A 23,727-nucleotide genomic window follows, 5' to 3' on the forward strand; every position below is an offset into this window, starting at 1 on the left:
GTGGATACCAGTTTGGTTTACGGTATTGGTGGCGTAGCGATAGGTTTACTGCTGGGGTGGCTGATCGCCAGCCTGCGTGCGCAACAGCACGGCGCGCAACATGAAACCGACATGCGTCTTCTGGAACAGTCTTTACAGCAGGCACAGCTTGAAACTGCCTCCCGCCAAGAGACGCTGCAACGCCACGAACAGCTGCTACGGGAAAACGATCTGGAACTGCGCACCCTGCACAGCCAACTGGCCGCCGGGCAGGAGAGACTGCAACAGCTCAACCATTGGCGCAATGAATGTGAATTGTTGAACCAGGAGCTACGGGCGCAGCGTGAAGTCAACAGCGCTCAGGAAGCCGAACTGCGTGAGGTGACGATCCGCCTGGAAGAGACCCGGATGGCCGCCGAAGAGAAACAGCGGCTGTTGATCAGCAGTGAACAGCGTTTGACTACCCAGTTTGAGAATCTGGCCAACCGTATTTTCGAAAACAGCGGCCGCAAGGTAGATGAGCAAAATAAGCAAAGCCTGGATCGCCTGTTGCTGCCGTTACGCGAGCAGTTGGATGGTTTCCGCCGCCAGGTGCAGGACAGTTTTGGCCAGGAAGCACGCGAACGCCATACACTGACGCACGAAATCCGTAATCTGCAACAGTTGAATGCGCAAATGGCTCGCGAGGCGCTCAACCTCACCAAGGCGCTAAAAGGCGATAACAAAACCCAGGGCAACTGGGGCGAGGTGGTGCTGAGCCGCGTGTTGGAAGCCTCTGGCCTGCGTGAAGGACATGAGTATGAGACGCAGGTCAATGTGCGGCTGGATAGCCAAAGCCGCATGCAGCCGGACGTGATCGTGCGTTTGCCACAGGGTAAAGACGTGGTGATCGACGCCAAAATGTCGCTGGTGGCCTATGAGCGTTACTTCAACAGTGAAGATGATTTTGAACGCGAAGCAGCGTTGACCGAGCATATCACTTCGCTGCGTGGGCACATCCGTGTGCTGGGCCGTAAAGATTATCAACAGTTACCTGGCCTGCGTTCGCTGGATTATGTGCTGATGTTTATCCCGGTGGAACCCGCCTTCCTGCTGGCCATCGATCGTGAGCCGGAGCTGATTAGCGAGGCATTGCAACATAACATCATGCTGGTCAGCCCAACCACTTTGCTGGTGGCTCTGCGTACCATCACCAACCTGTGGCGCTATGAACACCAAAGCCAGAACGCCCAGCGGATCGCCGATCGCGCCGCCCGCCTGTATGACAAGATGCGCCTGTTCGTTGACGATATGTCGGCCCTGGGGCAGAGCCTGGATAGGGCGCAGGGCAGTTATCACCAGGCGATGAATAAACTGAGCGAAGGCCGTGGTAATCTTATCGGCCGGATCGAGGGCTTCCGCGCGCTTGGGGTTGAGATTAAACGTCCCATCAACCCGCTTTTGGCGCAGCAGGCATCGAAACAACAGGATGATGAGCTGCTCTCTGAGCAAGACGAGGATATCACCTCGCTGCCGGAGGAAGAGAACGACGATAGCAACGAAGAACCGCATCGCGCATCGCACGGATGATGCCGTTGCAAGGTGGGGTATTACGCGGCTTTCTGGTACACTCCACGACACTAAATTGACTGAATGGCAGGCAGGACAATGGCAGATCAAGCGCAGGAAACCACCGATTTTGGCTTTCGTACCGTAGCAAGAGACGAGAAGCAGGCCATGGTGGCCAACGTTTTTCACTCGGTAGCGGCAAAATATGACGTGATGAACGACCTGATGTCGTTTGGTATCCATCGTATCTGGAAGCGCTTTACCATCGATTGCAGCGGCGTGCGCCGCGGCCAGCGCGTGCTGGATCTGGCCGGTGGTACTGGCGATCTGGCCGCCAAGTTCTCCCGCATGGTGGGTGAGCAGGGGCAGGTGGTGCTGGCGGATATCAACGATTCCATGCTCAAGATGGGGCGCGAAAAGCTGCGCGACCACGGCATCGTTGGCAATATCAGCTACGTGCAGGCCAACGCCGAAGCGCTGCCGTTCCCGGATAACTATTTTGACTGCATCACCATCTCCTTTGGCCTGCGCAACGTCACCGATAAAGACAAAGCGCTGCGCTCGATGTTCCGCGTGCTGAAACCGGGTGGCCGCCTGCTGGTGCTGGAATTTTCCAAGCCGCTGCTGGAGCCGCTGAGCAAGGCTTACGACGCCTATTCCTTCCACGTGCTGCCAAAAATTGGTGAGCTGGTGGTGAAAGATCCGGACAGCTACCGCTATCTGGCAGAATCGATCCGCATGCACCCCGATCAGGAAACCCTGAAGGGGATGATGGCTGCGGCCGGTTTCGAGAACGTCAACTACTTCAACCTGACCGGCGGCATCGTGGCGCTGCACCGGGGCTTCAAGTTCTGATATGGAAATGCCGATGCTGCTAACCCCGTTACTGACCGGCGTGCTGGAAACCTCGCTCAATAGCCTGCTGTTTCGCGATCGCAGCATGAAAGCTGCCCGCCAACGGCTGGCGGGTAAAGTGTTACGTATCGAGCTACAGGAACTCTCTTCGCCGTTGGTTCTGCTGTTCAGCGAACAGCGCGTGGATGTGCTTGGCCAATCAGAAGATAGAGCCGACTGTACGGTGCAAACCCGCGTACCGGTGCTGCTGAAATTGCGCGATCGTCAGCAACTTTCCCCGCTGATGCGCAGCGGCGAGCTGATTGTCGAAGGTGATATTCAGGTGGTGCAACAACTGGTCGGTTTGCTCGATCTGGCAGAGTGGGATCCGGCGGAATGGCTGGCGCCTTATGTAGGCGACATCGCCGCGCAAGGGGTTAGCCAGATCGTTGGCAAAGGTTTGGGCCTGCTGAAATCCGGTTTGCAGAGCCAGCAACGCTACGTCGCCGAAACGCTGACCGAAGAGTGGCGTATGGCTCCCGGCCCGCTTGAAGTGGTGTGGTTTAACGAAGAGGTTGATGCCACCGTTCGCAGTGTGGACGCACTGATTGCCCGTCTGGACAAGTTGGAGGGTAACCGATGACCCCTGGCGAAATTTGCCGCCTGTATTTGATCGTGCGCGTTTTCCTGAGCTATGGACTGGATGAACTGATCCCCAAGATGCGCTTGACGCTGCCGCTGCGCATTGGCCGTCGCCTGCTGTTCTGGATGCCTAACCGCCATAAAGACCAGCCGTTGGGTGAACGCCTGCGCCTGGCGCTGCAAGAGCTGGGCCCGGTGTGGATCAAGTTCGGCCAGATGATGTCGACCCGCCGCGATCTGTTCCCACCCCATATTGCCGACCAACTGACGCTGTTGCAGGACCGAGTAGCACCGTTCGATGGCGCGCTCGCGCGTAAGCATATCGAGTTGGCAATGGGCGGCCCGCTGGAAACCTGGTTCGATGACTTTGACCAGCAGGCGCTGGCGTCGGCTTCGATTGCCCAGGTGCATACCGCCCGGCTGAAAACGACCGGCCAAGAGGTGGTGCTGAAGGTGATCCGCCCGGACATTGGGCCGATTATCAAAGCCGATGTGCGCCTGATGTATCGCCTGGCTGGCTGGGTACCCAAGCTGATGCCGGACGGTCGCCGTCTGCGCCCGCGCGAAGTGGTGCGTGAATATGAGAAAACCCTGCTCGATGAGCTGAACCTGCTGCGTGAAGCGGCCAACGCCATCCAGCTGCGCCGTAATTTTGACGGTAGCCCGATGCTCTACGTGCCAGAGGTTTACTCCGATTACTGCCGTGAAAGCGTGCTGGTGATGGAGCGGATTTACGGTATCCCGGTGTCGGATATTGCGGCTCTGGAACAGCAGAACACCAATATGAAACTGCTGGCCGAGCGTGGCGTCCAGGTGTTCTTTACCCAGGTATTCCGTGACAGCTTCTTCCATGCCGACATGCACCCAGGCAATATTTTCGTCAGCTATGAGCACCCGGAAGATCCGTGTTATATCGGCATCGACTGCGGTATCGTGGGTTCCCTGAACAAAGACGACAAGCGCTATCTGGCGGAAAACTTTATCGCCTTCTTCAACCGCGACTACCGTAAGGTGGCGGAACTGCACGTTGATTCTGGTTGGGTACCGCGTGATACCAACGTGGAAGATTTTGAGTTTGCCATCCGTACCGTCTGCGAGCCGATCTTTGAAAAACCGCTGGCGGAAATTTCGTTCGGCAACGTGCTGTTGAACCTGTTCAATACCGCACGCCGTTTCAATATGGAAGTGCAGCCGCAACTGGTATTACTGCAAAAGACGCTGCTGTACGTTGAGGGCCTTGGCCGCCAGCTCTATCCGCAACTGGATCTGTGGACCACGGCGAAGCCGTTCCTGGAAAGCTGGCTGCGGGATCAGGTGGGCATTCCGGCGGTGATCCGCGCGCTGAAAGAAAAAGCGCCGTTCTGGGCCGAGAAATTGCCGGAGTTACCAGAGCTATTTTATGACAGCCTGCAACAGCATAAACTGTTGCAACAAAGCGTCGATAAATTGACCGGTCAGATGCAGGCGCAACGCGTTCGGCAAGGTCAATCACGGTATTTGTTCGGGGTTGGCGCTACACTGTTAGTCAGTGGTACGATTTTACTGCTGGGAGGCGTAGAGGTGTTCCCTGCCTGGATGATGGCCGCAGGCGTAGTAGCCTGGGTCGTTGGTTGGAAACGCACCGTCTGAATAAATTAACCATCAGGTTAAGCGTTGTCGCTGTAGCCCTGCAAAAACGGGGCATATCCAACACAAAGATGAAGGGTATATAATGCGGCAACTTGAAAGACAACGGGTATAGACCCTTTTTTAAACCAGAGGTAAGTACAATGGGCGGTATTAGTATTTGGCAATTGTTGATCATCGCGGTGATCGTGGTACTGCTGTTTGGCACCAACAAACTGCGTACCCTAGGTTCCGATCTCGGTGCATCAATCAAGGGCTTCAAAAAAGCGATTGGCGACGACAACAGCACCGCGCCAACCAACACGACTGAAAAAACCAACCACGATGCAGACTTTGCGGCCAAGCCTATCACCGATAAGCAGCCGGAAGTGAAAGCAGCGGAAGAGTCGAAGAACAAAGAGCAGGTATAAACCGTGTTTGACATTGGGTTTGGTGAACTGCTGCTGGTACTGGTGATTGGCCTGGTGGTACTCGGGCCAGAACGGTTACCGGTGGCGGTCAGGACCGTTGCGGGCTGGATCCGAGCGCTGCGCTCTCTGGCAGCTTCGGTGCAGAATGAGCTGACGCAGGAATTGAAGCTGCAAGAACTGCAGGAAAGCCTTAAGAAGGCGGAGAAAGCGGGTTTGCAGAATTTAACGCCGGAACTCAAAGCTTCAATGGATGAGCTGAAAGAGGCGGCTGAGTCGCTGAAACGCTCTTATCACGTCGATAAGGACGAGCCGCCGCATACCATCCACAATCCAGTGGTCACCGATCCTGAAGCCATTCACGATGGCGTGACGCCGGCGGAAGCGGCGACTACCGCTTCGGCACCTGTTGCCACACCGCAGCCGACTGAACCTGCGCCAGTCGAGCATAGTGAGCCGGTGGTGCCAACCGTGGCTCAGGCAACGGTCGTGGATCAGCAAATCCCTGCAAAGCAGGCCATCCCAGAGCCTGTGGCGGATAAATCCCCTGCGTCTCAACAACCTAGTGGCGAACGTTAAAACATGGCCGTTGAAGATACCCAACCGCTTATCAGTCATCTGATTGAACTGCGTAAGCGGCTGTTAAATTCGATCATCAGCGTGCTGGCGATCTTTATCGTGTTGGTGTTTTTCGCTAACGATATTTATCAGATCGTGTCTGCACCGCTGATCGATCAGTTGCCTGCCGGGGCGAGCATGATCGCCACCGATGTGGCTTCACCGTTCTTTGCTCCGATCAAGTTGACGATGATGGTTTCGGTGATCGTTGCCGCGCCTTTCATTCTCTATCAGGTCTGGGCCTTTATCGCTCCTGCGCTGTACCAGCATGAACGCCGCCTGATGATGCCGTTGCTGGTCTCCAGCAGCCTGTTGTTCTATTTGGGGATGGCGTTTGCCTACTTTGTCGTGTTCCCTCTGGCCTTTGGCTTTTTTGCCAAAACTGCACCCATCGGCGTCACGATTGCGACCGATATCAGCAACTACCTGAGTTTCGTCATGGCGCTGTTTATGGCGTTCGGCGTGGCTTTTGAAGTGCCGGTTGCCATTATTCTGCTGTGCTGGAGCGGTGTTACTACGCCAGAAGACCTGCGTAAGAAACGCCCGTATGTGCTGGTTGGTGCTTTCGTGGTCGGCATGCTGTTGACGCCGCCGGACGTGTTCTCGCAAACCTTGTTGGCGATCCCGATGTACCTGCTGTTTGAGGTCGGGGTATTCTTCGCCCGCTTCTATGTCGGGAAGCGGCGCAAGCCGGTAGAGGAAGAAGAGGAAGGCGAAGAGCCACCAGCCTCCTGATACTCGTCTGTCTCTAAGCCGCCCATCGGGCGGCTTTTGCTTTGGAAAAACCATGTTTGATATTGGCGTCAACCTTACCAGCTCCCAATTTGCCAAAGATGCCACACAGGTGGTTGAGCGAGCCAAAACCGCAGGCGTGACGGGGATGCTGATCACCGGCACCAACGCGCAGCAAAGCGAGGCGGCCAGTCACCTGGCCCGTGCGCATAGTGGCTATTGCTGGTCTACGGCTGGCGTGCATCCGCATGATGCCAGCAGTTGGAACGATGAGGTCGCACAGCACATTCACCGGTTGGCATCGCAGCCCTTCGTTGCAGCCATTGGTGAATGTGGGCTGGACTTTAACCGCAACTTTTCTACCCCGGAACAGCAGGAAGTGGCTTTCAACGCCCAGTTGGCATTGGCCGCCGAGCTCAATATGCCGGTCTTCCTGCATTGTCGCGACGCACACGCACGTTTTGTTGCACTGCTGACCCCTTGGTTGGATAAACTGCCCGCCGCAGTCGTGCATTGCTTCACCGGCAGCGCCGAAGAGTTACAGGACTGTCTGGCGCTGGGGCTGTCGATCGGTATCACCGGTTGGGTTTGTGATGAGCGCAGGGGTCTGGAACTGCGTGCCTTGTTATCCCAAATCCCGGCCGATCGTCTGCTGCTGGAAACCGATGCCCCCTATTTGTTGCCCCGGGATTTACACCCGAAACCTGCATCTCGCCGCAACGAACCCTGTTTTCTGCCCCATATCATTCGGCAGGTTGCGACCTGGCGCGAAGAAGATCCCGCGTGGCTGGGCCAGAAAACTGATGAGAACGCCCGCCGGTTATTCCGGCTGGTCTGAGTTAGGAGAAAATTATGAGCTATGCATTTCCGGGCACCTTCCCTGGTCGCCGTATGCGCCGTGTGCGCCGTCATGACTTCAGCCGCCGTTTGGTCGCCGAGAATCAGGTGACGGTCAATGACCTGATCTACCCGGTGTTTGTCATGGAAGGCAGCAACCGTCAGGAAGCCGTTTCCTCGATGCCTGGCGTATCGCGCATGAGCATCGATCTGCTGATCAAAGAGGCAGAAGCCATTGCCAAGCTCGGCGTGCCGGTGATCTCCCTGTTCCCGGTGATTGAGCCTGGCCTGAAGTCGCTGCATGCCGAGGAAGCCTACAACCCGGATGGTTTGGTGCAGCGCACCGTGCGTGCGTTGAAAGATGCCGTGCCGGAGCTGGGGATCCTGACCGATGTGGCGCTCGACCCGTATACGACCCATGGGCAGGACGGGGTGATCGACGAACATGGCTACGTGATCAACGACATCAGCAAAGAGATTCTGGTTCGCCAGGCGCTATCTCACGCTGAAGCCGGTGCCGAAATCGTGGCTCCCAGCGATATGATGGATGGCCGCATCGGCGCGATCCGCGATCAACTCGAGCTGCAAGGCTTGGTGAATACCCAGATCATGGCGTATTCCGCCAAATATGCCTCATGCTATTACGGCCCTTTCCGTGATGCGCTCGGCTCCACCGGTAACCTGAAAGGCGGCAACAAGAAAACCTATCAGATGGATCCGGCCAACGGCGACGAAGCCCTGCAAGAGATTGCTCAGGATCTGCAGGAAGGCGCGGATATGGTGATGGTGAAGCCGGGGATGCCGTATCTGGACGTGGTGCGGCGTGTCAAAGATACCTTCGGGGTGCCGACCTTCGCCTATCAGGTGTCGGGCGAATATGCGATGCATATGGCGGCGATCCAGAACGGCTGGCTGCAGGAGCAACCGGCGGTGATGGAATCCTTGCTGTGCTTTAAGCGTGCCGGGGCTGATGGTGTGCTGACCTACTTCGCCAAGCGTGTCGCCCAGTGGCTGCATGATGATGCGATGCGCCGTTAATCGGTAGCAGACAAAACAGGCACCCTTGGGTGCCTGTTTGCATTAAAGCTTTTGGAACTGCCGGTTATCGATGCTCTGATTAATCTGCTTGTTGATCAGATTCAGCAGCAGCATCGAGCGGGCTTCACCGTCGGGTTCGGTGTAGATCGCATGTAGGCCCTCGAACACGCCATCGGTGATCAACACCGTATCGCCCGGCTGTGGGGTCTCTGGGTCCACATAGTATTCTTCGCTATGTGTCTGGAGCTCTTCGATAACCTGTAACGGTATCTGGGTCGGTAAGGCTCCAAATCGTACAAAGTGGCTGACACCACGGGTAGCGCTGATCGTGGTGGTGTGAATACGTTCCGGATCGAATTCAACAAACAGGTAGTTGGGAAACAGCGGTTCGCTAACGGCGGTACGCTTGCCACGCACGATTTTCTCCAACGTAATCATTGGGCTCAGGCAGTTGACGGCTTGCCTTACCAGGTGTTCCTGGGCCCGCAACAGCTGGCCGCGCTTACAATAAAGTAAATACCAAGATTCCATAGTTTCACATGCCTTTCTGTCAGCCGTTAAGCATACCAAAAGCCACTACGGATACCTAGTGACGCAAGCGTCCATCTTGTTGCCATGAGTTGCGGCAATCCACGGTAGCCAGCATAAAGTCACATATTTGTTTACCTGATTCAGGTATAACAATAGGCCTCAAATTTACGACTGTCACAGTATGGTGGGCAAGCCTGATGCTCAATGTGACGCCTTTATCATTCTTGCACTGAGGGAGAGACATGGAGCTATTTTTACTGAGTAACGGCAAGCTTTCCGGCGAGGCCGAACTGCTCGGTTATGCCAAGAGTCAGCTGTTGGCCATGATTGAACGCCGTAACATCACGTCGGCCGTATTTATTCCTTATGCCATGATCCGCGGTGATTACGACCAGCGTGCGGGGGAACTGTCGCAGACGTTGGGGATCAAGGTTACCAGCATCCACCACGCCGAGTCTCCGGCAGAGGCGATCGCACAGGCCGAGTGTATTTTGGTCAGCGGCGGCAATACCTGGATGCTGAACCAGATGCTGCATGAAAATGGCCTGATTGTGCCAATCCAGCGTGCGGTGCGTGAGCGCGAAGTGCCTTATGTAGGTTGGAGCGCTGGCTGTAACGTGGCGACGCCGAGCATCCGTACCACCAATGATATGCCGGTACGCAGCAGCGTCGTGTTGCCTGCGCTGGGGTTGTTCCCGGTCCAGATCAACCCACATTACATCGATGCCCACATCAGCGGCCACATGGGTGAAACCCGTGATGAGCGCCTGGCAGAGTTCTGTGCGGTGAACCCAAGCGAGTCGGTTGTTGCACTGCGTGAAGGCAGCCTGCTGCACGTCTGCGGCAACGATCTGCGCTACTTCAGCGCCAGGGAGCAGGGCTTTAAAGTGTTCCGCCACGGGGTAGAGATACAGGAATATCATGATACTTTGGCGCTGCGCTCGTTGGTGCCGTTCATCTGCCATTGATAAACCGAAGGGGGCGCAGCATGTGAACTGACCCCAAGAAGTTGGACGGTTTAAAATTAAGCAACCATCAAAGCCTGCGTTCTGTACTCCACAGGGCTCAGGCCTTTGAGCTTCTGTTTGATACGATGGTTATTGTAGTAATCTATGTACATGTCTATCTCTTCAGACAGCTGTTCCACACTCTCAAAGCGTTGTAAATAATACAGTTCAGCTTTCAGATGGCCAAAGAAGTTTTCCATTACCGCATTATCCAGGCAGTTACCCTTGCGAGACATGCTCTGTTCTATCCCATTTTCCTGCAACTGATGCTGATAAGCCGCCATCTGATAGTGCCAACCTTGGTCACTGTGCAGCAACGGCTTTTCTTCCGTTTTTAGCGTACTGAGCGCCTTATCCAGCATCGTTTTTACCAGACTGAACACAGGTTTACGGGACATCTCATAGGCAATGATTTCACCGTTAAACAAGTCGAGTACCGGCGATAAATACAGCTTTTTATCCGCCACCCGGAACTCCGTGATATCGGTCACCCACTTTTGGTTAGGCTCCAGAGCGGTAAAATCGCGCTGCAAGGTATTCGGGGACACTTTACCGACATGTCCCTTGTACGAACGGTATTTTTTACGGCGAACGGGCGATTTCAATTGCAGCTCAACCATCAGTTTTTGCACGGTTTTATGATTTAGCACAGCCCCCATCTTTCGAAGAACACTGGTCACCCGGCGATAGCCGTAACGGCCTTTATGCTCGTTAAAAACAGCCATTATTTGCTGCTTGGCTTCACCATACTTATCCGGTGCTTGATGGCTTTTACAACAATAGTAATACGTACTGCGCGGCAGTTTTCCGGCCCACAGCAAAACCTCCAAACGGTGTTCTGACCTCAATGCTCTGATTATTTTTGCCCTTTTCGACGAGTCTGGGCTTCCTTCTGTTGCATCAAGGCTCTCAACTTTTTTATGTAATCATTCTGCGCACGTAAAAACTCGATTTCCTCCCGCATCTCTTCGGGGGTCAACTCATCAGGCGATTTATCGGCATGGGGGGTTTTGGGATGCTGACGCATTTGGCGACTACGCTTATTCAGGTTAAGGGCTTCAGCCCCATTCTCCCGATAGAGTTTAATCCAGCGTTCCACAGTAAGGTAAGAAGGAATATTGAATTTAGCGGCGACTGTCGCTAAAGAGAGCGGATTTGAAAGCGCGAATTCGACAACAGAGAGCCTGAAGTCAGGTGTGTAATGTTGCTTGCGTCCTAACCGCAGCCCCTGTTCCCCATGATGCTGATAAGCGGCAATCCATCTGCGTAGTTGGACATGGGCAATAGAAAACTTCTTAGCGGTCTGTTTTTGACCGCCGAGTCCGGCAAGATAGTACCGGACAACGTCAAGTTTGAACTGAAGTGAATACTTCATCAGAACTGTACCTCCAAATGTCAGATGTTTGTCCAACATTTGGGGTTCAGTTCACATGCGGCGCCCCTACAGATTCAGCATTGTGATGACAACCCAAACTAGTAGCGCTAATGTGGGCAGATTGGCTAGAATTTGTTAATCTATCCGTTGCTGTGAAACGCCTTAAAATCAGCCAGTTAATTAAACGTCGAACCCCCTTGAGATTTTCAGGGATCGTCGTTTAAATCTTCTATAAATCAATGGTGTAATGGCTTGCATGAAATACCGTGACCTACGCGATTTCCTCTCGTTGCTGGAAAAGAGAGGGGAACTAAAACGCATCAGCCAGCCGATTGATCCCTATCTGGAAATGACAGAAATTGCCGATCGTACGCTGCGAGCAGGCGGCCCGGCGTTGCTGTTCGAAAACCCGAAAGGCTACGATATGCCGGTGCTCTGTAACCTGTTCGGCACGCCCAAGCGGGTGGCGATGGGGATGGGGCAGGAAGACGTCAGTGCGCTGCGCGAAGTGGGCAAGCTGTTGGCGTTCCTCAAAGAGCCGGAGCCACCGAAGGGCTTTCGCGATCTGTTCGACAAGGTCCCCAAATTCAAGCAAGTGCTGAATATGCCGACTAAGGTGCTGGGCTCTGCCCCGTGCCAGGAACAGGTGTGGCAAGGGGAAGATGTCGATCTTGGCCGTATTCCGGTGATGCACTGCTGGCCGGAAGATGCCGCCCCGCTGGTCACCTGGGGGCTGACGGTTACCCGTGGCCCGCATAAAGAGCGCCAGAATCTGGGGATCTATCGCCAGCAGGTATTGGGCAAGAACAAGCTGATTATGCGCTGGCTCTCGCACCGTGGCGGCGCGCTGGATTATCAGGAGTGGTGTCAGGAACATCCTGGTGAACGTTTCCCGGTTGCCGTTGCGCTGGGGGCCGATCCTGCCACCATTTTGGGCGCGGTGACGCCGGTGCCGGATAACCTGTCCGAATATGCCTTTGCCGGGTTGTTGCGCGGCAACAAGACCGAAGTGGTCAAATGTCTGTCCTGCGATCTCGAAGTTCCCGCCAGCGCGGAAATTGTGTTGGAAGGTTATATCGAGCAAGGGGAGCTGGCGCCGGAAGGCCCGTATGGCGATCACACCGGTTACTATAACGAGATCGACCACTTCCCCGTCTTTACCGTGACCCATATTACCCAACGGCGCAACGCGATTTATCACTCGACCTATACCGGTCGCCCGCCGGATGAACCAGCGGTGATGGGAGTGGCGCTGAACGAAGTGTTCGTGCCGATCCTGCAAAAACAGTTCCCGGAAATCGTCGATTTCTACCTGCCGCCGGAAGGGTGTTCCTATCGCCTGGCGGTGGTGACCATCAAAAAACAGTACGCAGGGCACGCCAAACGCGTAATGATGGGGGTCTGGTCTTTCCTACGCCAATTTATGTATACCAAGTTTGTCATCGTCTGCGATGACGATGTGAATGCGCGTGACTGGAATGACGTAATTTGGGCGATCACCACCAGAATGGATCCGGCAAGGGATACCGTTTTAGTGGAGAATACGCCGATTGATTATCTGGACTTCGCCTCACCGGTTTCCGGGCTGGGATCGAAGATGGGCCTGGATGCCACCAATAAATGGCCGGGAGAAACCCAGAGAGAGTGGGGCCGTCCGATTCAAATGGATGAGAAGGTGCGTGCACGTATCGATGACATCTGGGATGAGCTCGCCATATTCAGTGACAGAGAACCGACGCTTTAAGCGCCAGTCTTTGTTCTCGGTCTTGCATTGATGACCCGACAGAGGGAACGCATGACAATCTTGAGCTGTAAAGTGACCTCCGTAGAGGCCATTACCGATACCGTTTATCGGGTACGTTTGGTGCCAGAGGCACCGTTTTCGTTCAAAGCAGGGCAATACCTGATGGTAGTGATGGATGAACGTGATAAACGCCCGTTCTCTGTGGCTTCGACGCCAGCACAGCAAGATTATATCGAGCTGCATATTGGTGCTTCTGAACTGAACCTGTATGCGATGGCGGTGATGGATCGTGTGCTGAAAGAGCAGGCCATCACCGTGGATATTCCGCATGGTGAAGCCTGGCTGCGTGAAGAGGGCGAGCGCCCGCTGGTGTTGATTGCCGGTGGTACCGGGTTCTCTTACGCGCGCTCGATTTTGCTGACGGCGCTGGAGCGCCAGCCAGACCGTGATATCTCTATCTACTGGGGTGGGCGTGAGCTGAAGCATCTTTATGATCTCAGCGAACTGGAAGCGATTTCACTGCAATACCCAAATCTGAAGGTTATCCCGGTAGTTGAACAGCCGGAAGAGGACTGGCGTGGCCGCAGTGGCACGGTGCTGAGCGCTGTGTTACAGGATTTTGGCTCGCTGGCGGAGCATGATATCTATATCGCAGGTCGTTTCGAGATGGCGAAAATTGCCCGTGAGCGTTTCTGTGCCGAGCGTGGTGCACTGGAAGCGCACATGTTTGGCGATGCTTTCGCGTTTATCTGATTGTATACGCGGTAGTAAAGACGGGGTGGCCAGATGCTGCCCCGTTTTTTTTGACATCGAATTTCAGGCATAAAAAAAACCCGCCCCTGACAGGCGGGAAGTACGGCAACAAAACCTTTGGGATGCCCTTTTGGAGCATCCAATCAGACACAGCTAAACGCGTTCAAATACCGTGGCGATCCCCTGACCCAGGCCGATACACATGGTGGCCAGACCAAACTGCACGTCACGGCGTTCCATATTGTTCAGCAAGGTGGTGGAGATACGGGAGCCGGAGCAGCCTAATGGGTGGCCCAGGGCAATCGCACCGCCGTTAAGGTTGATCTTATCGTCCATGCTTTCCAGCAGCCCCAGATCTTTAATACAGGGCAGCGACTGGGCGGCAAAGGCCTCATTCAATTCAAACAGGTCTATATCCTGCACGCTCAGGCCGGCGCGTTTAAGCGCGAGTTTGCTGGCAGGCACCGGACCATAGCCCATGATCGAAGGATCGCATCCCACGACCGCCATTGAGCGGATGCGGGCACGAGCCTTCAGTCCGAGTGACTTGGCACGGGATTCGCTCATGATAAGCATGGCGGAAGCGCCGTCAGACAGTGCGGAAGAGGTGCCTGCGGTGACGGTGCCGTTGACCGGGTCAAACGCTGGGCGCAATGCCGCCAGGCTGGCAACGGTGGTTTCCGGGCGGATCACTTCGTCATAATCGTAACGAGTCAGTACGCCGTCGGCGTCATGGCCGGTGGTGGGGATAATTTCGTTTTTGAAATAGCCGGCCAACGTAGCGGCATGGGCACGTTGGTGGGAGCGGGCTGCAAATTCATCCTGCATTTCGCGGCTGATATTATGCATTTTGGCCAGAATTTCTGCGGTCAGGCCCATCATCCCTGCCGCTTTTGCCACGGTGCGGCTCAGGCCTGGATGGAAGTCTACACCGTGGTTCATTGGGACGTGGCCCATATGTTCCACTCCGCCAATCAGGCTGACCTGCGCGTCACCAACCATGATTGCGCGGGCTGCGTCGTGCAAGGCCTGCATCGAAGAACCACACAGGCGGTTCACCGTTACCGCTGGCACACGATGTGGGATCTCGGCCAGCAGCGCGGCGTTACGGGCGATATTGAAGCCTTGTTCCAGCGTTTGCTGCACGCAGCCCCAGTAAATATCATCAATCTCGGCGGCATTCAGCGCCGGGTTACGGCTCAGCACGGCACGCATCAGATGAGCAGAAAGATCTTCCGCGCGTACCTGGCGGAAAGCGCCGCCTTTTGAGCGGCCCATTGGCGTACGTACGGCATCAACAATAACTACGTTTTCCATCTTTATAACCTCATGCCGGTTGGCCAGTGGAGATATCAGACAGCGCCGCTGTCACCACCGGGTAGTAGCTTTCATTACGTTCCGCCTTGGCACGCAGGCCGGCTGGCACTTGATACAGCGCCCCCAGGTTAGCGTAACGCTGGGCCATTTCGACGTAATTGGCGGTGCCGAGCGTATCCAGATAGCGGAATGCGCCACCGTGGAACGGCGGGAAGCCGATGCCGTAAACCAATGCCATATCCGCTTCTGCCGGGCTGGCCACAATGCCTTCTTCCAGACAGCGTACCACTTCGTTGATCATCGGGATCATCATGCGGGCAATGATCTCTTCACTGCTGAAGGTCTGTGCCGATGCGCTCACGGTTGCCAGCAGAGTGTCGGTTTGCTCGTCGTTATCTTTACGCGGCTTGCCTTTGCTATCCTGGCTGTAGCGGTAGAAGCCCAGCTGGTTTTTCTGGCCGAAGCGTTGGTTATCGAACATTACGTCGATCGCATCGCGGTAATTTTTACTCATGCGCTCAGGGAAACCGTTGGCCATCACCGCCTGGGCATGGTGCGCGGTATCAATACCGACCACATCCAACAGATACGCCGGGCCCATCGGCCAGCCGAACTGTTTTTCCATCACTTTGTCGATCTGACGGAAGTCGGCGCCGTCGCGCAGCAGCTGACTGAACCCGGCAAAATACGGGAACAGCACGCGGTTAACGAAGAACCCAGGGCAATCATTGACCACGATCGGCGTTTTGCCCATGCGGGTGGCGTAGGCCACCACGGCGGCGATAGTGCTGTCGCTGGTGTGTTCACCGCGGATTATCTCAACCAACGGCATGCGGTGCACCGGGTTGAAGAAATGCATACCGCAGAAGTTTTGCGGGCGCTTCAACGATTTTGCCAGGTGATTGATCGGGATGGTTGAGGTATTGGAGGCCAGTACGGTATCTTCGCCGATCAGGGCTTCCACTTCAGACAACACCGCCGCTTTTACCTTAGGATTTTCAACTACGGCCTCAACAATCAGTTGGGCGCGTTCGATTCCGGCATAGTCCAGCGTTGGCTGGATGGTTGACAGCACCTGTGCCATCTTCAAGCCATCCAGTTTGCCGCGCTCCAGCTGTTTATTCAGCAGTTTGGCCGCTTCATTCATGCCGAGAGTCAGGGATTTGTCGCTGATGTCCTTCATGATCACCGGCACGCCTTTCAGCGCGGATTGGTAGGCGATACCGCCACCCATAATTCCGGCACCCAGCACGGCAGCCTGTTTCGGAGCTTCAACGTTCTTGGCCAATTTTTTCGCCTGGCCTTTCACGAACTGATCGTTGAGGAAAATGCCCACCAGGGCGCGCGCTTCGTTAGAGCGGGCCAAAGGCACAAAGCTGGCGGTTTCCAGTTTCAACGCTTCTTCACGGCCAAACTTGGCGGCGGCTTCGATAGTTTTTACCGCGGTCATTGGCGCAGGATAATGTTTCCCGGCAGTTTGCATCACCATGCCTTTGGCAGTGGTGAAACTCATGGCCGCTTCGATTGGGCTCAGTTTCAGCGGCTCCAGCTTCGGCTGACGGTAGGCGCGCCAGTCGAGTTGGCCGTCGATCGCCTGTTGCAGTACTTTCAGCGCGGCTTCCACCAGTTTCTCCGGTGCGACCACGGCATCGACCAGGCCGACTTTCAGCGCGTCTTTCGCGCCGATATCTTTCCCGGCGGCAATGATTTCCAGCGCGCTGTCGTTACCCAGCAGGCGTGGCAGACGTACGGAACCCCCGAATCCTGGCATGATGCCCAGTTTGGTTTCCGGCAGACCGATGCGTGCGTCCGGAGAGGCGATACGGAAATCGGTCGCCAGGATGCATTCGCAGCCGCCGCCTAACGCGTAACCGTTAATGGCGGAGATGGTTGGCACCGGCAAATCTTCCAGCCGGTTAAAGATGGTATTGGCAAACACCAGCCATTCATGCAGCTTTTCAGCCGGTGCGGCAAACAGCGAGAGGAACTCGGTGATGTCGGCACCCACGATGAATGCGGATTTGGCAGAGCGCAGCAGCAGCCCTTTCAACTCGGTTTGCTGTTCCAGCACCTCGAGTGCGGCACCCAGGCTGGCAACGGTGCTGGTATCCAGCTTGTTGATCGGGCCTGGTGCGTTGAACACCAACTCGGCGATGCCGTTGTCGAGCCAGTGTACTTGTAATGTTTCGCCTTGGTAGAGCATGTCGATCTCCTGAATCAGCGCAGATGATCTGGTATGACCAGATGATGACGAGTGTGGTTTTTATGTTAATAAATTGCAAATAATAGATTGCATATTTGCAAACCTGATCACAGGGGGAATGGCTAATTGCTTGATACCCAATCAAGTTATTTTTTACCCCTGAGCGAGAAACTTTGGTGCGTAGCGGCCATATCACCTGGGGATGCAATCTGTTTGCAGAGGTTTGCGAAGCACACCTCATGCAGGAGGTGATGGGGTTGGAGCGTGGGATCTGTGTGTTAAGATGGCTCATTCCGTTCTGAGGGCATAAGGGTACTGTGATGGAAACGCTGGCTTCTTTGTATAACGACCACTTGGCAACACTGCAACAACGAGCTCGTGAAGTATTAGAGCGCAACAATCTGGATGCATTGCTGATCCATTCAGGCGAGCTGCAACGGGTCTTTCTGGACGACCACAGCTACCCGTTTAAAGTGAACGCCAACTTCAAGGCGTGGGTGCCGGTAACGTCGGTGCCGAACTGCTGGTTGTGGGTGGACGGCGTTAACAAACCCAAGCTGTGGTTCTATTCCCCGGTGGATTACTGGCATAGCGTTGAACCGCTACCCAACAGCTTCTGGACCAAATCCATTGAACTGTTGCCGCTGACCAATGCAGATGATATCGCCAGCCAACTGCCGCAGCAGCGCGAGCGTGTAGGCTATATCGGCTATGCACAACAGCGGGCCCTCTCTCTTGGCATTGCGGCCGAGCACATCAATCCGCAAGCGGTGCTGAATTTCCTCGATTTCCGTCGCTCGATCAAAACCGGTTATGAACTGGCCTGCATGCGCGAAGCGCAGAAAACGGCCGTGATGGGGCACCGTGCCGCTCATGAAGCCTTCCAGTCCGGTATGAGCGAGTTCGATATCAACCTGGCCTATCTGACCGCCACTGGCCATCGTGATACGGACGTGCCTTACGATAATATCGTGGCCCTGAATGAGCATGCGGCGGTGCTGCATTACACCAAGCTGGATCATCAACCTCCTGCCGAATCCCGTAGCTTCCTGATCGATGCAGGGGCGGAATACAACGGCTACGCTGCCGACCTGACTCGCACCTATGCGGCTCAGAGCGACAATGCATTCGCCCATCTGGTGAAAGATCTCAACGGTGAACAGCTTGCGCTGATAGATACCATCAAAGCCGGGGTGCGCTACACGGATTACCATGTACAGATGCATCAACGTATCGCCAAACTGTTGAAAAATCATAAGCTGGTAACGGGCATCAGCGAAGAAGCGATGGTCGAACAAGGCATCACCTGTCCGTTCCTGCCGCACGGCTTAGGCCACCCGCTTGGTTTGCAGGTGCATGATGCCGCCGGGTTTATGCAGGATGAAAATGGTACTCATCTGGCAGCACCCGCAAAATATCCCTTCCTGCGCTGCACTCGTGTCATGCAACCAGGCATGGTGCTGACCATTGAGCCGGGCCTGTATTTCATTGAGTCCCTGTTGGCACCTTGGCGTAGCGGCGAGTTCAGTAAACACTTTGCCTGGGATCGTATCGACGCGTTGAAACCTTACGGCGGTATCCGCATTGAGGACAATATTGTGATCCACGAAAAGCGTATTGAGAATATGACGCGCGATCTGAACCTGGCCTGATGCAGCCTTACCCCATTCCTGGCGCTGTCATCAGCGTCAGTGAAGAGATAAAGAAAAGCCGTTTCATCACCCTGCTGGCCCCCACCTGCGGGGTCGAGGCGGCCAAAGCCTTTATCCAGCAGGTGCGTGACGAGCATCCAACGGCCCGGCACCATTGCTGGGCTTTTGTTGCCGGGGCACCGAATGATTCGCAGCAGTTGGGGTTCTCCGATGACGGTGAACCCTCCGGCACGGCGGGCAAGCCCATCCTGAGCCAGCTCATGGGCAGTGGGATCGGTGAAATAACCGCGGTGGTAGTTCGCTACTATGGTGGGATCAAGCTGGGTACCGGTGGCCTGGTGCGGGCATACGGCAGCGGCGTACAACAGGCGCTTAAGCAGTTGGTTGTCAGCTATAAAGTGCCGCAGCTCGAATATACTTTGCAGTGCGACTATGCTCAGCTGGCAATGGTAGAGAATTTGCTACAGCTTAGTGAAGGGCGGATTGTGCATGGGGATTACGGTGCTGCCGTGGTGTTACATTTGGCGCTACCGGCCACCGGTACCGAGGCATTCGGGAATAAATTACGCGATCTCAGCCGCGGAAGTTTGCAATTAGTCCCTATATCGCAATAATTCCCACCAACTGAATTGTTAAGGATCGTGCTGAAATGCATTTTCGCGCCATAACCCGTATTGTGGGCCTGCTGGTTATCCTGTTTTCCGGGACAATGTTTATTCCTGGCCTGGTGGCATTGATATACCGCGACGGAGCGGGGCGGGCATTCAGCCAGACCTTCTTTGTAGCCGTGACCATTGGCTTGATGCTGTGGTGGCCAAACCGCAAGCAGAAGCATGAATTAAAGCCACGCGAAGGCTTCCTGATTGTGGTGTTGTTCTGGACCGTGCTGGGCAGCGTGGGGGCATTACCTTTCCTGTTTTCCGAACGGCCCAATCTCTCCCTGACAGACGCCTTTTTCGAATCCTTCTCGGGTTTAACCACTACCGGAGCTACCACCCTGGTCGGGCTAGACTCCTTGCCTAAAGCCATCTTATTCTATCGCCAGATGCTGCAATGGATGGGGGGGATGGGGATCATCGTGCTGGCCGTCGCCATACTGCCTATCCTCGGCGTCGGGGGCATGCAGCTATACCGTGCGGAAATGCCCGGCCCATTGAAAGACAATAAAATGCGCCCGCGTATTGCCGAAACGGCCAAGACCTTGTGGCTGATTTACGTACTGCTGACCATTGCCTGCGCGCTGGCGTTATGGGGCGCCGGAATGTCGGTATTCGATGCTATCGGCCATAGCTTTGCAACTATCGCCATCGGGGGCTTTTCCACGCATGATGCCAGCGTGGGTTACTTTGCCAGCCCGGCCATCAACACCATCATTGCTGTATTCCTATTGATCTCCGGTTGTAACTACGGCTTGCACTTTGCCTTGCTCAGCGGGCGCAGCTTGAAAGTGTACTGGCGCGATCCGGAATTTCGCATGTTTATCGCCGTGCAGTTCACGCTGGTGGCGGTGTGTACCGTGGTGCTGTGGTGGCACGGTATATATAGAAGCGGCATGGAAACGCTTAATCAGGCTTTCTTCCAGGTGGTGTCGATGGCAACCACTGCAGGGTTTACCACCGACAGCATCGCCAAATGGCCACTGTTCTTGCCAATGCTCCTGCTCTGTTCAGCGTTTATCGGTGGCTGCGCGGGTTCAACCGGCGGTGGCTTGAAAGTGATCCGCATCCTGCTGCTGTACCTCCAAGGGTCGCGTGAGTTGAAGCGGTTGGTGCATCCAAATGCGGTTTACACCATCAAATTAGGCAACCGCGCGTTGCCAGAGCGTATTCTTGAAGCGGTGTGGGGCTTCTTCTCCGCCTATGCATTGGTATTTATCGTCAGCATGCTGGCCATTATCGCCACAGGTGTGGACGAGTTCTCGGCCTTTGCCGCGGTAACGGCTACGCTTAACAATCTGGGGCCTGGCCTCGGCGTTGTCGCCGATAACTTTACCACCATGCCGCCACCGGCAAAGTGGGTACTGGTCTTGACCATGCTGTTTGGCCGTTTGGAAGTGTTTACGCTGTTGGTTCTCTTCACACCGACTTTCTGGCGTGAGTAAATGTATCTACGAGGGGTAACGCCATGAAGGCACTGATTCTCTATTCGAGCCGTGACGGACAAACGCACTCTATTGCTGCTTATATAGCTAACCAATTGCAGGATACCCTGAACTGCGACGTTATCGATCTGCAGCAGGCAGAGCATATCGAGCTTGGGCAGTACCAACAGGTACTTATAGGGGCTTCGATACGCTACGGGCATTTCAATACGGCATTACACCGATTTGTGAAGCGTCACGCTGATCAGTTGAATCAGATGCCTAGCGCGTTCTTCGCGGTTAACCTGACGGCACGCAAACCGGAAAAGCGTTCGCCCCAAACCAACGCCTACACCCGCAAGTTCTTATTGTCATCACCTTGGCAGCCGAAGCAGTGCGCCGTTTTTGCCGGTGCGCTGCGTTATCCGCGTTATCGCTGGTTCGATCGCGTCATGATCCGCTTTATTATGAAAATGACCGGGGGAGAGACGGATACCAGTAAAGAAGTGGAATATACAGATTGGCAGCAGGTGGACCGTTTTTCCCAGGAATTCAGCCGCATCCAGTACGAAAAGTGATAGAAATGCTGCCTTGTGCAGCGTTTTGCCGAAAAAAGCCGCGCTTGAAAAGTTTTTTGAATTTAGGGGTTGCGCCCTTCTGAGAACTCCCTATAATGCGCCTCCACTGACCGGGAACAACGACGAACAAGTCGCCCAGCCAGGAAGAAGCAACCCGGTGAAAACACCGCGTCTCGCAAGAGAAAAAGGTTGACTCTTCAGCGGGAAAGCGTAATATGCACCTCCCGCGTTACCGAGAAACTTACCGGTAACGAACGCTCTTTAACAATTTATCAGACAATCTGTGTGGGCACTCACAAGACGATATCCAGCTACTTCGGTAGCAAAAAAATATCAAGTCTTGAAGAGTGACCAAGCAGTCATTCATGCGAATGAATGATTACGAAAGTTAATTTTCGAGCATCGCTTCACGAGTTGAAGCAAATCAAGCTTTTAATTGAAGAGTTTGATCATGGCTCAGATTGAACGCTGGCGGCAGGCCTAACACATGCAAGTCGAGCGGTAGCACAGGGAGCTTGCTCCTGGGTGACGAGCGGCGGACGGGTGAGTAATGTCTGGGAAACTGCCCGATGGAGGGGGATAACTACTGGAAACGGTAGCTAATACCGCATAACGTCTTCGGACCAAAGTGGGGGACCTTCGGGCCTCACACCATCGGATGTGCCCAGATGGGATTAGCTAGTAGGTGAGGTAATGGCTCACCTAGGCGACGATCCCTAGCTGGTCTGAGAGGATGACCAGCCACACTGGAACTGAGACACGGTCCAGACTCCTACGGGAGGCAGCAGTGGGGAATATTGCACAATGGGCGCAAGCCTGATGCAGCCATGCCGCGTGTGTGAAGAAGGCCTTCGGGTTGTAAAGCACTTTCAGCGAGGAGGAAGGGTTCGGTGTTAATAGCACTGTTCATTGACGTTACTCGCAGAAGAAGCACCGGCTAACTCCGTGCCAGCAGCCGCGGTAATACGGAGGGTGCAAGCGTTAATCGGAATTACTGGGCGTAAAGCGCACGCAGGCGGTTTGTTAAGTCAGATGTGAAATCCCCGAGCTTAACTTGGGAACTGCATTTGAAACTGGCAAGCTAGAGTCTTGTAGAGGGGGGTAGAATTCCAGGTGTAGCGGTGAAATGCGTAGAGATCTGGAGGAATACCGGTGGCGAAGGCGGCCCCCTGGACAAAGACTGACGCTCAGGTGCGAAAGCGTGGGGAGCAAACAGGATTAGATACCCTGGTAGTCCACGCTGTAAACGATGTCGACTTGGAGGTTGTGCCCTTGAGGCGTGGCTTCCGGAGCTAACGCGTTAAGTCGACCGCCTGGGGAGTACGGCCGCAAGGTTAAAACTCAAATGAATTGACGGGGGCCCGCACAAGCGGTGGAGCATGTGGTTTAATTCGATGCAACGCGAAGAACCTTACCTACTCTTGACATCCACAGAACTTTCCAGAGATGGATTGGTGCCTTCGGGAACTGTGAGACAGGTGCTGCATGGCTGTCGTCAGCTCGTGTTGTGAAATGTTGGGTTAAGTCCCGCAACGAGCGCAACCCTTATCCTTTGTTGCCAGCGCGTAATGGCGGGAACTCAAAGGAGACTGCCGGTGATAAACCGGAGGAAGGTGGGGATGACGTCAAGTCATCATGGCCCTTACGAGTAGGGCTACACACGTGCTACAATGGCATATACAAAGAGAAGCGAACTCGCGAGAGCAAGCGGACCTCATAAAGTATGTCGTAGTCCGGATCGGAGTCTGCAACTCGACTCCGTGAAGTCGGAATCGCTAGTAATCGTAGATCAGAATGCTACGGTGAATACGTTCCCGGGCCTTGTACACACCGCCCGTCACACCATGGGAGTGGGTTGCAAAAGAAGTAGGTAGCTTAACCTTCGGGAGGGCGCTTACCACTTTGTGATTCATGACTGGGGTGAAGTCGTAACAAGGTAACCGTAGGGGAACCTGCGGTTGGATCACCTCCTTACCTAAAGATATGTGTTCGAGTGCAGTGTCCACACAGATTGTCTGATGAAAAGTAATGAGCAAAGCGCTACCTGTTGATGTAATGAGTCTTCTGGACTCATGCTGATACGAGAAACGGTTAAACCCTGGGTTTAATCGGATTTTGTGTCCCCATCGTCTAGAGGCCTAGGACACTGCCCTTTCACGGCTGTAACAGGGGTTCGAATCCCCTTGGGGACGCCATCCGATAATGAGTGAAAGACATTATCACCGG

At 54.8% G+C, this 23,727-nt stretch carries 20 protein-coding genes, 1 tRNA gene and 1 rRNA gene; 18 read left to right on the forward strand and 4 right to left on the reverse strand.

What is annotated here, in order from left to right; translation table 11 throughout:
* The 9 genes from rmuC (at position 1) to hemB (ending at position 8,261) form a co-directional block, all read left to right on the forward strand.
* Positions 1-1,548 (forward strand): DNA recombination protein RmuC, encoded by a 1,548-nt coding sequence (gene rmuC / locus KGP26_RS01715; protein ID WP_223664946.1) that lies wholly within the window; start codon positions 1-3, stop codon positions 1,546-1,548.
* Between the two features lie 78 nt (positions 1,549-1,626).
* Positions 1,627-2,382: a bifunctional demethylmenaquinone methyltransferase/2-methoxy-6-polyprenyl-1,4-benzoquinol methylase UbiE gene (gene ubiE, locus KGP26_RS01720; protein ID WP_021181470.1), complete on the forward strand. Its 756-nt coding sequence runs from the start codon at positions 1,627-1,629 to the stop codon at positions 2,380-2,382.
* A 13-nt stretch (positions 2,383-2,395) separates the two neighbouring features.
* A complete protein-coding gene (locus KGP26_RS01725; RefSeq protein ID WP_094983281.1) occupies positions 2,396-3,004 on the forward strand; it encodes an SCP2 domain-containing protein in 609 nt (202 codons plus the stop codon).
* The gene (gene ubiB / locus KGP26_RS01730) at positions 3,001-4,632 is read left to right on the forward strand and encodes a ubiquinone biosynthesis regulatory protein kinase UbiB (protein WP_021181468.1); all 1,632 of its coding nucleotides are present in this window, start codon (positions 3,001-3,003) and stop codon (positions 4,630-4,632) included. The genes KGP26_RS01725 and ubiB overlap by 4 nt, the downstream gene beginning before the upstream one ends.
* Before the next feature lie 140 nt (positions 4,633-4,772).
* A complete protein-coding gene (tatA, locus tag KGP26_RS01735) occupies positions 4,773-5,039 on the forward strand; it encodes a Sec-independent protein translocase subunit TatA (protein ID WP_021181467.1) in 267 nt (88 codons plus the stop codon).
* Positions 5,040-5,042: 3 nt separating this feature from the next.
* On the forward strand, positions 5,043-5,615 hold the full coding sequence (gene tatB, locus KGP26_RS01740) for a Sec-independent protein translocase protein TatB (RefSeq protein ID WP_059199066.1): 573 nt from the start codon (positions 5,043-5,045) through the stop codon (positions 5,613-5,615).
* A gap of 3 nt (positions 5,616-5,618) precedes the next feature.
* Positions 5,619-6,389 carry a Sec-independent protein translocase subunit TatC gene (gene tatC, locus KGP26_RS01745; protein WP_021181465.1) on the forward strand — a complete coding sequence of 257 codons (771 nt, stop codon included), beginning with the start codon at positions 5,619-5,621 and terminating at the stop codon, positions 6,387-6,389.
* A gap of 52 nt (positions 6,390-6,441) precedes the next feature.
* A complete protein-coding gene (tatD, locus tag KGP26_RS01750; RefSeq protein ID WP_223664947.1) occupies positions 6,442-7,224 on the forward strand; it encodes a 3'-5' ssDNA/RNA exonuclease TatD in 783 nt (260 codons plus the stop codon).
* 14 nt (positions 7,225-7,238) lie between these two features.
* On the forward strand, positions 7,239-8,261 hold the full coding sequence (gene hemB / locus KGP26_RS01755; RefSeq protein ID WP_021181463.1) for a porphobilinogen synthase: 1,023 nt from the start codon (positions 7,239-7,241) through the stop codon (positions 8,259-8,261).
* Between the two features lie 42 nt (positions 8,262-8,303).
* On the opposite strand, the gene rfaH is transcribed toward hemB, so the two are convergent.
* On the reverse strand, positions 8,304-8,792 hold the full coding sequence (gene rfaH, locus KGP26_RS01760; RefSeq protein WP_021181462.1) for a transcription/translation regulatory transformer protein RfaH: 489 nt from the start codon (positions 8,790-8,792) through the stop codon (positions 8,304-8,306).
* 242 nt (positions 8,793-9,034) lie between these two features.
* Here rfaH and pepE point away from each other — a divergent pair, with 242 nt between their 5' ends.
* Entirely contained in the window at positions 9,035-9,760 is a 726-nt protein-coding gene (gene pepE / locus KGP26_RS01765; RefSeq protein WP_021807957.1) for a dipeptidase PepE, read from the forward strand.
* Between the two features lie 56 nt (positions 9,761-9,816).
* Here the strand turns inward: pepE and KGP26_RS01770 are convergent.
* Positions 9,817-11,177 (reverse strand): IS3 family transposase gene (locus KGP26_RS01770; RefSeq protein WP_371824949.1). Its coding sequence is split into 2 segments (ribosomal slippage): positions 9,817-10,659 and positions 10,662-11,177, totalling 1,359 coding nucleotides; the frame shifts between segments, so codons are not numbered across the junction.
* A 244-nt stretch (positions 11,178-11,421) separates the two neighbouring features.
* Here KGP26_RS01770 and ubiD point away from each other — a divergent pair.
* The gene (gene ubiD / locus KGP26_RS01775) at positions 11,422-12,918 is read left to right on the forward strand and encodes a 4-hydroxy-3-polyprenylbenzoate decarboxylase (protein ID WP_059199063.1); all 1,497 of its coding nucleotides are present in this window, start codon (positions 11,422-11,424) and stop codon (positions 12,916-12,918) included.
* 51 nt (positions 12,919-12,969) lie between these two features.
* Positions 12,970-13,671, forward strand: coding sequence for an NAD(P)H-flavin reductase (fre, locus tag KGP26_RS01780; protein WP_021807955.1), 702 nt, complete (start codon positions 12,970-12,972; stop codon positions 13,669-13,671).
* Between the two features lie 153 nt (positions 13,672-13,824).
* Here the strand turns inward: fre and fadA are convergent, their stop codons facing one another.
* Positions 13,825-14,988, reverse strand: coding sequence for an acetyl-CoA C-acyltransferase FadA (gene fadA / locus KGP26_RS01785; RefSeq protein ID WP_223664948.1), 1,164 nt, complete (start codon positions 14,986-14,988; stop codon positions 13,825-13,827).
* 10 nt (positions 14,989-14,998) lie between these two features.
* Positions 14,999-17,191, reverse strand: coding sequence for a fatty acid oxidation complex subunit alpha FadB (fadB, locus tag KGP26_RS01790; RefSeq protein WP_059199062.1), 2,193 nt, complete (start codon positions 17,189-17,191; stop codon positions 14,999-15,001).
* A gap of 320 nt (positions 17,192-17,511) precedes the next feature.
* Here fadB and pepQ point away from each other — a divergent pair, with 320 nt between their 5' ends.
* From pepQ to KGP26_RS01820, 6 genes are all read left to right on the forward strand, one after another.
* Positions 17,512-18,843 carry a Xaa-Pro dipeptidase gene (gene pepQ / locus KGP26_RS01795; protein WP_179254002.1) on the forward strand — a complete coding sequence of 444 codons (1,332 nt, stop codon included), beginning with the start codon at positions 17,512-17,514 and terminating at the stop codon, positions 18,841-18,843.
* Positions 18,843-19,457 carry an IMPACT family protein gene (locus tag KGP26_RS01800; protein WP_021807951.1) on the forward strand — a complete coding sequence of 205 codons (615 nt, stop codon included), beginning with the start codon at positions 18,843-18,845 and terminating at the stop codon, positions 19,455-19,457. Before pepQ ends, KGP26_RS01800 begins: the two co-directional genes overlap by 1 nt.
* A 35-nt stretch (positions 19,458-19,492) precedes the next feature.
* On the forward strand, positions 19,493-20,944 hold the full coding sequence (gene trkH, locus KGP26_RS01805; protein ID WP_021181454.1) for a Trk system potassium transporter TrkH: 1,452 nt from the start codon (positions 19,493-19,495) through the stop codon (positions 20,942-20,944).
* A gap of 23 nt (positions 20,945-20,967) precedes the next feature.
* Positions 20,968-21,501 carry a menaquinone-dependent protoporphyrinogen IX dehydrogenase gene (gene hemG, locus KGP26_RS01810; protein WP_021181453.1) on the forward strand — a complete coding sequence of 178 codons (534 nt, stop codon included), beginning with the start codon at positions 20,968-20,970 and terminating at the stop codon, positions 21,499-21,501.
* A gap of 433 nt (positions 21,502-21,934) precedes the next feature.
* Positions 21,935-23,475: ribosomal RNA gene (locus KGP26_RS01815) — 16S ribosomal RNA — on the forward strand.
* Between the two features lie 145 nt (positions 23,476-23,620).
* Positions 23,621-23,696 (forward strand) — tRNA-Glu (locus KGP26_RS01820).
* Positions 23,697-23,727 lie beyond the last annotated feature (31 nt).

It is taken from the genome of Serratia sp. JSRIV002, assembly GCF_019968725.1.
In the GTDB taxonomy this organism is placed as follows: Bacteria; Pseudomonadota; Gammaproteobacteria; order Enterobacterales; family Enterobacteriaceae; genus Chania; species Chania fonticola_B.